Raw genomic sequence first — 6455 nt, 5'->3', positions numbered from 1 at the left:
GGCGCTGGCGGCGCCGGCGGCTCGGCGCCCGCCCCCGTGGCCCCTGCCCCTGCGGCCAACGGCATCACCCACAGCCTCGTTCCGCAGCCGCAAACCTACATGGGCACGCTGCCGTGTTTTTCGCCCGCCATGCAGTGCACGGCCCAACGCGTGACGTTGACGCTGGCGCCCAATGGCCGCTGGCGCGGCCGCACCGCTTACCTGGACAACGATCCCAAGAAGGGCCCGCCTGTTTCCGAGCAAGGCTGCTGGGACGCCACCGAAGAACGCCCGCCGCGCGTCATCCTGATGGACGGCCAAGGCAATGTCCGCGTTGAGTTCGTGGTCGCGGCCAACAACGTGCTGCGCGTGCGCTCCATTGGCGGCCAGACGCCCAACCTGAACTACAACCTGACCCGCCAGCCGGATCTGGACCCGATCGACGAACTGGCCAGCGCCGCGGCGCCCAAGTGCCCTTGATCGAAGGGATGTCCGCCCACGGCGCTTGAGCGCCGCAGGACAAGCACCGCCGCACCCCACCCGGGCCTGACGAACACCTTGTTCGTCAGGCCCGAGCTCTTTGGCCGGCAGCCATTGGGCCCGGTGAAAGGACACGCGCGGCGGAATACGGCTGCCCCACGGCAGCACGTTATGGTGAAGGGTTTTGGCTGCGACGCACGGCTTGCCTTACGAGTGCGCACAAGGCCGCCTGCGCCAAATCGCCGTCAGGGAGGAACATCGGGTTTTGCCGGGCAGTCGCCGTATTCGCTGGCGGGCTCGTGCAATGCCTGGGCCGGCGCGCCAGGGCGGACGAAAGGCGGCATAGTGCGGGACGGCCAGTGCGCGCCCGGAACGGGCGATGCGCCGGACTGCCCGTGGGCACACAGCCGGCAAGCGAGTTGCATGGCGTTGCGGGCGCCGAGTTTCGCGAAGATGCGGGCGCGGTGGGCCTCGACCGTGCGCAGGGAAATGCCCAGGTCGATGGCGATGACCTTGTTGGCGCGCCCAGCCGCCACGTAGTCAACGATCTGGCGTTCGCGAGCGGTCAGGGCTGAAAGGACAGCGTCGAGTTCGGGGTGAGGAAAGGGCATGGAAGCTCGTTTGCAATGTAGGATTGCAAACAGTCTGCCCCGCCGGCCGGGCCGCCGTAAGCTGGCAATTCTGCTAGGGGCTGATGAAAACGCCTCGCCTCAAACGCTCCAATCAAACGCCCCAATCAAGCGCCTGTACCAGGCGCCTTGCACCGAGCGCCCCGCATCGCGCGCCCGGATGTCACCGCCCCGCCACTTCAGGCCGTGTAGACCAATTCCAGATTGTCGATCAGGCGCGTGGCGCCCAGCTTGGCCGCGGCCAGCACGACCACGGGTTCGCCCGCCTGCAGGTCAGCGGCCTCGGGGCGCTTCAAATCGCGCTGGCGGCGCAGGGCCACGTAGTCGACCTTCCAGCCGCGCTGCGTCAGCCGCTGGGCCGCGTCGTTCTCCAAAGCAGCGGCATCGCGCTCGCCCTGGGCCAGGCGGCGGCCGATCTCCTGAAGCTCGGCGTACAGCGCCGGCGCCTCGGCGCGCTCGCCGTCGGTCAGGTAGCGGTTGCGCGATGACAGCGCCAGGCCATCGTCCGCCCGCACGGTTTCATGCGCCAGCACCTCGACGGGCAACTGGAACTGGCGGCACATGTTGCGCACCACCATGAGCTGTTGGTAGTCCTTCTTGCCGAACACCGCCACGCGCGGCTGCACGCAGGAAAACAGCTTCAGCACGACGGTGCTGACACCGGCAAAAAACCCGGGACGGAACTCGCCTTCCAGGATGTCGCCCAGGTCATCGGGCGGCTGGATGCGGAAATTCTGCGGCTCGGGATACATCTCGCGCTCGTTCGGCGCGAACAATACGTAGACGTCGCGCGCCGCTTCGAGCTTTTCGATGTCGGCGGCCAGGGTGCGCGGATATTGGTCGAAATCCTCGTTCGGGCCGAACTGCAGGCGATTCACGAAGATGCTGGCCACGACGGGATCGCCATGCTGGCGCGCCAGCTTCATCAGCGACAGGTGGCCTTCATGCAGGTTACCCATGGTGGGCACGAACGACACGCGGTTCTGTCCGCGCAGGTGATCGCGCAATTCCTGGATGGTGTGTACGACTTTCAAGGGAATCTCCGGGGTGGGCGGGAGCCCGGTCAGGATCAGGCCGCGACGGCTGCCACGCTGGTGTACGCCAGGCGAACGTAGATGGGCGCGTAGGGCTCGGCCTGCGTGATTTCCAGCAGCGATTCGCGCGCCAGTTCGAGCATGGCGATGAAATGCACGACCACGACCGCGGCAGGCGCGCCCTCGCGGACGCGCTCCATGAAGAGGTCGCCGAATTCCATGAAACGCACGTCGTTCAGGCGGCGCAGGATGTGCGTCATGTGATCGCGCACGGACAACTGCTCGCGCGTGATGTGGTGATGCTGGTTGAGCTTGGCCCGCTTCATGATGTCGGCCCAGGCCGCGCGCAGGTCGTCCACGCTGACGTCGGGCAGCGCGCGCTCGACGCTGAGGTCGGCCACGGCCTGACTGCTGACGAAATCGCGGCCCAGTTGCGGCATCTTGTCCAGCTTCTGGGCGGCCAGCTTCATCTGCTCGTATTCGAGCAGGCGGCGGACCAGTTCGGCGCGGGGATCTTCGGGCTCTTCGCCGGTGTCGGTCTTCTTGACCGGCAGCAGCATGCGCGACTTGATCTCGATGAGCATGGCCGCCATCAGGAGGTATTCGGCGGCCAGTTCGAGATTGGTGATGCGGATCTGATCCACATATGACAGATACTGCCGCGTGACATCCGCCATGGGGATGTCCAGAACGTTGAAGTTCTGCTTGCGGATCAGGTAAAGCAGCAGGTCCAGCGGCCCTTCGAACGCCTCGAGGAAGACTTCCAGCGCATCGGGCGGGATGTACAGGTCCGTCGGCATCTGGAACAGCGGCTCGCCGTACAGACGCGCAAACGCCACGCTATCGATGGTGTCGGGCGTGCTGTCGACGGACGGTTCCACTAGCTTGGCCAGGGCATCGCCTGGCACCGAGGGGTTCTGGACCATGTTTGCCGAGAAGAGTATCAGTCGGCCTGATACACGTACGGCCTTTGCGCCACGCGTGCCGCGCGGAAGCCTTCGAGCAGCTCTTGATCCTGCGGTTTGTCCCAGAGGCGGGCGCGTCCCTCGCGCTGGCGCTCTTCGGTGCCAGGGTGGGATTTCTTGAAGTCCTTGAGGAACTGGGTGATCTCGGATTCGTAGTTGGTCGCCATGACGCCAATTTCATTAGGTTGCAGATGTCTCGAGTTTACTTCACGGCGGCCATATCCCCGGCGTTACAATCGTCAGGCTTCCACCGCAGCCCGTCCGACATGTCCGCAGAATCCGCCGCCGCAGCCAATCCCGCTCCACCGTCAACCCCGGATGCGGTGCGCGCGGCGCGCATGATCCCCTTCATCGTCGGCTGCGCGCTGTTCATGCAGATGCTCGACGCAACGGTCGTGGCGACCGCCCTGCCCGCCATGGCCCGGGCCCTGGGATCCACCCCGGTGCGGCTCAATGTGGCCATCACCTCGTACCTGTTGGCCGTCGCCGTCTTCGTGCCCATCAGCGGCTGGGCGGCCGACCGCTACGGCGCCCGGCGCGTATTCATCACCGCAATCGGCCTGTTCACCCTCAGTTCCGTCGCCTGCGCCATCTCGCAGGACCTGCCCCAACTCGTATTGGCCCGGATCGTGCAGGGCATGGCCGGCGCCATGATGGTGCCGGTGGGCCGCATCATCCTCCTGCGCACCGTCCCCAAGCAGGATCTGCTCAAGGCCATGTCCTTCCTGTCGATCCCGGCGCTGCTGGGACCGGTCATCGGACCGCCGCTGGGCGGTTTCATGGTCACGTACATGTCGTGGCACTGGATCTTCCTGATCAACATCCCGATCGGCTTCCTGGGCATTTTTCTGGTGCTGCGGTACGTCACGGAAATCCGCGAAACCGGCACGCCGCGGCTCGACTGGGTCGGCTTTCTGCTGAGCGCCGGTTGCCTGGCCACGCTGGTGACCGGCTTCGAGGCCATCGGCCGCGACGTGATGCCGCTGCCCATGCTGCTCGGCCTCATCGCCGTGGGCATCGTGTGCGGACTGCTGTACGGCGTGCACGCGCGGCGCACCGAACACCCCATCATCGATCTGTCCCTGATGCGGATTCCCACATTCGCCATCTCCACGCTGGGCGGCAACCTGTGCCGCTTTGCCGTCGGCGCCACGCCGTTCCTCCTGGCCATGCTGCTGCAGGTGGGCTTCGGCCTTTCGCCGTTCTCGGCCGGCCTCATCACCTTCGCCAGCGCCGCCGGCGCGCTGCTGATGAAGTTCGTGGCCACACCCATCGTCCAGCGCTTCGGCTTTCGCCGCGTGCTGACCCTGAACGCGCTACTGACGGGCGGTTTCATCATCGTCTGCGGCGCCTTCAACCCGGCCACGCCCGTCTGGCTGATGATCGCCATCCTGCTGGTGGGCGGCTTCTTCCGGTCGTTGCAGTTCACGGGGGTAAATACGCTAACCTATGCCGACATCCCGCCCGCCAAGATGAGCCGCGCCAGCAGTTTTTCGGCCATGGCCCAGCAACTGGGCATCACGCTGGGCGTCGGGGTGGCCGCGGTCACATTGAACATCAGCATGTCGCTGCGCGGCGCCGAAACGCTGGCCATCAGCGACGTGGTTGCCGGCTTCATCGTCATCGGCCTGCTGTGCATGGCATCGACTTTCTCCTTTAGACGCCTCGACCCGCTGGCCGGGGCACACCTGAACGGCGCGAAAAACAGTGACGACGAATGAATTTGTCCTAGCCCTGGACCAGGGCACGACCAGCTCCCGGGCCATCGTGTTCGACCGCGACGGCGTGGTCCGCGGCGTGGGCCAACGTGAATTCCGCCAGCACTATCCCCGTCCGGGCTGGGTCGAGCATGACGCCAACGAGATCTGGCACAGCCAGCTAGACGTCGCCCGCGAAGCCCTGCGCAACGCTGGCGCGGCCGCCGCCGACATCGCCGCGATCGGCATCACGAACCAGCGCGAAACCACGCTCATCTGGGAACGCTCGACCGGCCGCCCGCTGGCCCGCGCCATCGTCTGGCAGGACCGCCGCACGGCCCCGATGTGCGACCAGCTCCGCCAGGACGGCCACGGCGACTTCCTGCAGGCGCGCACGGGCCTGGTCGTCGACGCCTACTTTTCCGGCACCAAGCTGGCCTGGCTGCTGGACCACGTGCCCGGCGCCCGCCGCCTGGCCGAACGCGGCGAACTGGCCTTCGGCACCATCGACACCTGGCTGATCTGGCAACTGACGGGCGGCGCGGTACACAGCACCGACCCCAGCAATGCCTCTCGCACGATGCTGTTCGACCTGCACGCGCAGGACTGGAACGACGACATCCTGGCACTGCTCAATATCCCGCGCAGCGTTCTGCCGCAGATCGCGCCCAGCAGCGCCATCGTCGGCGAGGCCCTGCCGGAATGGCTGGGCGGCTCCGTGCCAATCGCGGGCGTGGCGGGTGACCAGCAGGCCGCGACCTTCGGTCAGGCCTGCTTCACGCCGGGGATGGCCAAGAACACCTACGGCACGGGCTGCTTCATGCTGATGAACGTGGGCGACAAGCCCGTTGAATCGCGCAACCACCTGCTGTCCACGGTCGGCTGGGGCCTGCCCCAACCCGGGCAGGACAAGTGGAAGCCGGCCTACATGTTGGAAGGCGGCGTCTTTGTTGCGGGCGCTGCTGTCCAATGGCTGCGCGATGGCCTGGGCATCATCCAGCGTTCCGAAGAAATCGAATCTCTGGCCGCCAGCGTCTCGGACACGGACGACGTTTTCATGGTCCCGGCGTTTGCTGGTCTGGGCGCGCCCCATTGGGATCCCTACGCGCGCGGCACCCTTGTTGGCCTGACTCGCGGCACCACACGCGCCCACATCGCTCGTGCCACGCTGGAATCCATCGCCCTGCAAAGCGCTGAGCTGCTGACGTGCATGAATGCGGACAGCGGCATCGCTTTGACGGAATTGCGCGTCGACGGCGGCGCTGCACGCAATGACTTGCTGATGCAGATGCAGGCTGACATTCTGGGCGTTCCGGTTGTCCGCCCCCGGGTTCCCGAATCGACTGCACTCGGCGCAGCGGGCCTCGCCGGCCTGGCTGTAGGCTTCTGGTCGAGCCAGGATGAATTCGCATCGAAGTGGCAGGCTGAACGCACGTTCACGCCTACGTGGCCTCAGTCCGTGAGAGATGCGCGGATGAAGCGGTGGCGGCAAGCTGTGGAGTTGTCTAAGGGCTGGTCGGCTGGGGCGGCTAAGTAAGGCGTCGGCTGTTTTTGTTGGCGACGCCGTCAAACATTCTTGTGTGGGGAGTCCGGTCTCCGTAGGTCGCCCGACGTCGCGGTCACCGGGGAGGCGATCGCCCACGATTGCGGTCCGGAGCCTTCGCTCCGGAC

7 protein-coding genes (1 of these 7 running past the window's edge) are annotated in these 6455 nt (G+C 66.1%); 3 read left to right on the top strand and 4 right to left on the bottom strand.

Going from position 1 to position 6455, the window contains the following annotated elements:
* On the top strand, positions 1–459 hold the 3' portion of the coding sequence (locus tag B3446_RS26215) for a copper resistance protein NlpE N-terminal domain-containing protein (protein ID WP_291386854.1). 303 nt of this gene lie to the left of the window's left edge; only the last 459 of its 762 coding nucleotides appear in the window; the start codon falls outside the window, past its left edge; the stop codon is at positions 457–459.
* 245 nt (positions 460–704) lie between these two features.
* On the opposite strand, the gene B3446_RS26210 is transcribed toward B3446_RS26215, so the two are convergent.
* The 4 genes from B3446_RS26210 to B3446_RS26195 all read right to left on the bottom strand — a co-directional run bounded on the left by B3446_RS26210 (position 705) and on the right by B3446_RS26195 (position 3254).
* A complete protein-coding gene (locus B3446_RS26210) occupies positions 705–1070 on the bottom strand; it encodes a response regulator transcription factor (RefSeq protein ID WP_191579446.1) in 366 nt (121 codons plus the stop codon).
* Between the two features lie 197 nt (positions 1071–1267).
* Positions 1268–2122, bottom strand: a complete 855-nt coding sequence (gene panC / locus B3446_RS26205; protein WP_175125960.1) for a pantoate--beta-alanine ligase — start codon at positions 2120–2122, stop codon at positions 1268–1270.
* Positions 2123–2157: 35 nt separating this feature from the next.
* A complete protein-coding gene (locus B3446_RS26200; RefSeq protein ID WP_063956906.1) occupies positions 2158–3048 on the bottom strand; it encodes a segregation and condensation protein A in 891 nt (296 codons plus the stop codon).
* Between the two features lie 17 nt (positions 3049–3065).
* Positions 3066–3254, bottom strand: a complete 189-nt coding sequence (locus B3446_RS26195; RefSeq protein WP_056564661.1) for a DUF3460 family protein — start codon at positions 3252–3254, stop codon at positions 3066–3068.
* A gap of 99 nt (positions 3255–3353) precedes the next feature.
* Between B3446_RS26195 and B3446_RS26190 the strand changes: the two genes are divergently transcribed.
* Together B3446_RS26190 and glpK are read left to right on the top strand one after the other, a co-directional pair.
* Positions 3354–4808 (top strand): DHA2 family efflux MFS transporter permease subunit, encoded by a 1455-nt coding sequence (locus tag B3446_RS26190; RefSeq protein WP_191579445.1) that lies wholly within the window; start codon positions 3354–3356, stop codon positions 4806–4808.
* Positions 4795–6321: a glycerol kinase GlpK gene (glpK, locus tag B3446_RS26185; RefSeq protein WP_291386848.1), complete on the top strand. Its 1527-nt coding sequence runs from the start codon at positions 4795–4797 to the stop codon at positions 6319–6321. The genes B3446_RS26190 and glpK overlap by 14 nt, the downstream gene beginning before the upstream one ends.
* Positions 6322–6455 lie beyond the last annotated feature (134 nt).

This window comes from Achromobacter sp. UBA5777, assembly GCF_002418565.1.
Taxonomy (GTDB): Bacteria; Pseudomonadota; Gammaproteobacteria; order Burkholderiales; family Burkholderiaceae_B; genus Achromobacter; species Achromobacter animicus.
Note: the sequence above shows the minus strand (reverse complement) of the source record. Positions and strands in the feature narration are given on the sequence as shown.